3 protein-coding genes are annotated in these 3,719 nt (G+C 44.6%); 2 read left to right on the plus strand and 1 reads right to left on the minus strand.

All coding sequences use genetic code 11. From position 1 onward, the window contains the following. Positions 1-250: 250 nt before the first annotated feature. Positions 251-967 (minus strand): lysophospholipid acyltransferase family protein, encoded by a 717-nt coding sequence (locus tag PX482_RS16690; protein ID WP_288027872.1) that lies wholly within the window; start codon positions 965-967, stop codon positions 251-253. Positions 968-1,122: 155 nt separating this feature from the next. Between PX482_RS16690 and metG the strand changes: the two genes are divergently transcribed. Both metG and PX482_RS16700 read left to right on the plus strand, forming a co-directional pair. Then, positions 1,123-2,736, plus strand: a complete 1,614-nt coding sequence (gene metG, locus PX482_RS16695; protein WP_288122714.1) for a methionine--tRNA ligase — start codon at positions 1,123-1,125, stop codon at positions 2,734-2,736. A gap of 100 nt (positions 2,737-2,836) precedes the next feature. Continuing rightward, entirely contained in the window at positions 2,837-3,442 is a 606-nt protein-coding gene (locus PX482_RS16700; protein ID WP_002739868.1) for a LabA-like NYN domain-containing protein, read from the plus strand. The last annotated feature ends 277 nt before the right edge of the window (positions 3,443-3,719 follow it).

Below are 3,719 nucleotides of genomic sequence, written 5' to 3' on the forward strand. Positions count from 1 at the left end.
ACAAAACAAGGGCAACAAAGCCTGAAACGACTAGCTACTGACGACCGGCTACTGACTCCTACCCCCAGGAAAAACTTTTTCAGCAGACCCTATTTATTCTCCGTTTTGCCTTTTGCATGAGTAGAAAACGGGTTTCTCCGAGAAACCCGTTTTCTGTGCGTTACTCAACGGATTTAGTATGATAACTGATTCAAGGCTGCCTCCTGTCTCCTGTCTCCTGTCTCCTGTCTCCTGCCTCCTGTCTCCTGACTTAGCCTTTCAGCAATAAATCGCTAATTTCCGACTGACAATGACCAATTAAACGATTAATCGCTTTTTTTCCTTGTTTACCTTGATAATCTGAGCGATCGCTTTCAGTAATTCCATAGGGACGACCGATCGCCACCTTGACACGATGATAAAAGACAACGGGATGCCAACCGTCTTGATCGAATAAAGGTTCCGTGGTATCTAACCAGCGCAGCAAACGCACGGGAAAAGGACTAATAACAGTTTCCGACTCGGAGAGAATAGCCACAGGTAAGACCGATAGATTCTCCACGGGACAACGCAGGGCTAAATGGGCAAATCCGCTTTGAAAAGGGCTAATTTGACGAGGAGCAGTCAAATTTAACATCGGCGATCCACCTTCTGGAAATAAACCGATCCATCGTCCGGACTGTAAAAAATCCGTTGCTTGCCGAAAAAAAGTCCGGTGGCGTTTTTCAGGGGTATCAAAGGGAAAACAGCCCAATTCTCCGATTAATTCCCGCAAAAGCGGCGTTTTTCCCATGTAGTGATGACAGGCGATCGGGAGAGTTTTGCCCAAAGCTTGAATTAAGATCGGCGCGTCCAAAAAGCTACGATGGTTACTTACCACGATCGCCACTCCTTGGCTGGGTAGATTTTCTTGACCGACGGTAAACAGACTCGTGCGCGTGGTATCAAGAATTAAACGAGAGGTGGATAGGGGGGTAAGCAGCTTCATGGAAAAAAAAAATCGGCCTTAAGATTGTTTTTATTGACTTAGATCACAACTAAAGGATAAAACAGAATTAGAGGATCATAAAATATAGGGATTATGTCCCAATCATCTACGGATCAGCCTCGGGGCAGCCTCGTCTATTTAAAAAAATAAATTTCATGAATGATTTGAATGAGCGAAAAACATTTGCTTTGACAACACCTCTTTATTATGTCAACGATATCCCTCACATCGGTAGTGCCTACACAACGATCGTAGCGGATGTTATGGCACGATGGCAGCGGTTACAGGGCAATTCTGTCCTCCTGATTACAGGAACCGACGAACACGGACAGAAAATCGAACGGACTGCGGCAGCCAAAGGACTCGCTCCCCAGGAACACTGCGATCGCATTGCCACCAGTTTTGCCCATCTCTGGGCAAAGCTACACATCCAGTATGATCGCTTTAGTCGCACCACTGCCCCCCGTCATCAGGCAATTGTTAACGAATTTTTTGAAAGAGTCTGGGAAAAGGGCGATATCTATCTCGATCGCCAACAGGGTTGGTATTGCGTCGCCTGTGAAGAATTTAAGGAAAAAAGAGAACTGTTAGATAATGGCTGTTGTCCCATTCATACTAATCTGGCCGCCGAATGGCGCGACGAGGAAAACTATTTTTTCCGTCTCTCTAAGTATCAGACACAACTAGAACAACTTTACCGAGAACAACCCGATTTTATTCAACCGGAAAGCCGACGTAATGAGGTTCTCAACTTCGTCAACCAGGGACTACAGGACTTCTCCATCTCTAGGGTTAATGTCGCTTGGGGGTTTCCCATTCCCCACGATGGTCAGCATACCATCTACGTTTGGTTTGATGCCCTTCTTGGCTATGTTACCGCCCTTCTCGACCCCGAAGACGAACCCACCCTAGAAAATGCCTTGGCCAAATGGTGGCCGATCGATCTGCATCTGATCGGTAAAGATATATTAAGATTCCATGCCATTTATTGGCCGGCTATGCTAATGTCGGCGGGTTTACCCTTGCCCAAAAGAGTGTTCGGCCATGGCTTTTTGACCAAAGACGGGCGGAAAATGGGCAAAAGTCTCGGTAATACCCTCGATCCCTTCGATTTGGTTGAGCGCTATGGGGCCGATGCCGTCCGTTACTATTTCGTCAAAGAGATTGAATTAGGACAGGATGGCGATTTTCAGGAAACCAGATTTGTTAATATTCTTAACGCGGATTTAGCCAACGATTTAGGCAACCTCCTCAATCGCACCCTAGGCATGGTTAAAAAATACTGCCAAAATATCCCTCCCCAGTTGACTGGCGTAGATATCCCCAACGATAATCGTCTTAAGAATATGGGGATCAATCTAGGGGTCATTGTTGAACAGAAGTATGATGCGCTACAATTTAATCAAGCCTGTGAGGAAATATTGGCGTTAATTCGCGCTAGTAACAAGTTTATCGATGAGAGTGCGCCCTGGAGTTTATTTAAACAGAAACAACAAGCAGCGGTAGAACAAGTCCTCTACGCAGTTTTGGAATCAGTAAGACTCTCTGCCTACCTACTCTCACCGATAATACCGACCTTGAGCAGTAAAATTTATCAACAACTAGGTTTTGTTATTGATTTTAATACTTTCAGGTCGGAGGATGGGGAAAACTCCCCTGATGGTGTCTCTTTTTCCCAACACTGTCAATGGGGATTACCCACAAATCCACAACTAGGAACACCTGAACCGATCTTTTCTAAACTAGAACTGCCGTTAAACGATTCCTAAAGGAATTTTTTGATAACTCTATTTTTTAAGGTCTGTTGTCCTTTGGGATACAACTGGCAAACACCCAACACTAAACTTTTAACAAACGAGGAAAAATAAAATGTTTGATGATTATGACACGGCCCCAGTCTTCACCCCCGAACAAGTGCTAGAAAATCGCGGTCGTGTGGCGATTTTCATTGATGGTTCTAATTTATTTTATGCGGCCCTGCAATTAGGTATCGAAATTGACTACACCAAATTACTTTGCCGTTTAACTGCTGGTTCTCGTCTCTTGCGCGCCTTCTTTTATACTGGAGTTGATCGCACTAACGAAAAACAGCAGGGATTTCTCCTCTGGATGCGTCGCAACGGTTATCGAGTCATCGCTAAAGATCTAGTACAATTACCCGATGGTTCCAAAAAAGCCAATCTTGACGTGGAAATTGCCGTGGATTTAATGGCGCTAGTGGGTTCCTATGATACCGCAGTAATTGTCAGTGGTGATGGGGATTTGGCCTATGCTGCCGATTCCGTCAGTTACCGTGGTGCGCGGGTGGAAGTGGTTAGTTTGCGATCGATGACCAGTGATAGTTTAATTAATGTAGCCGATCGCTATGTTGATCTAGATCAAATCAAAGAAGAAATTCAGAAAACCAGCAAACATCACGTTGGTTATAATAATTTCCCCGTCAGCGTCTTAGACCAAGATCGTAGCAGTCGCTAGAAAAATTCGGCAAAAATCAAGTTTAAGGTGGGTAATTCCCACCTTTATCAGTTATCAGTGATCAGTTATCAGTGACCAGTTATCAGTTATCAGTTATCAGTTATCAGTTATCAGTGATCAGTTATCAGTTATCAGTTATCAGTGACCAGTTATCAGTTATCAGTTATCAGTTATCAGTGACCAGTTAAGTAGGTAGGCACAATTATTTGTAGGATGGGTTAGCGGTAGCGTAACCCATGCGGGCGTTGGGTTTCATGCTTCAACCCAACCTACGTTC

The sequence above is a fragment of the Microcystis sp. M53602_WE12 genome, from assembly GCF_030065455.1.
GTDB classification, from domain to species: Bacteria; Cyanobacteriota; Cyanobacteriia; order Cyanobacteriales; family Microcystaceae; genus Microcystis; species Microcystis aeruginosa.

Coding starts and splice junctions, on each gene's coding strand:
- PX482_RS16690 (WP_288027872.1), bottom strand. CDS start 967: ATGAAGCTGCTTACCCCCCTATCCACCTCTCGTTTAATTCTTGATACC.
- metG (WP_288122714.1), top strand. CDS start 1,123: ATGAATGATTTGAATGAGCGAAAAACATTTGCTTTGACAACACCTCTT.
- PX482_RS16700 (WP_002739868.1), top strand. CDS start 2,837: ATGTTTGATGATTATGACACGGCCCCAGTCTTCACCCCCGAACAAGTG.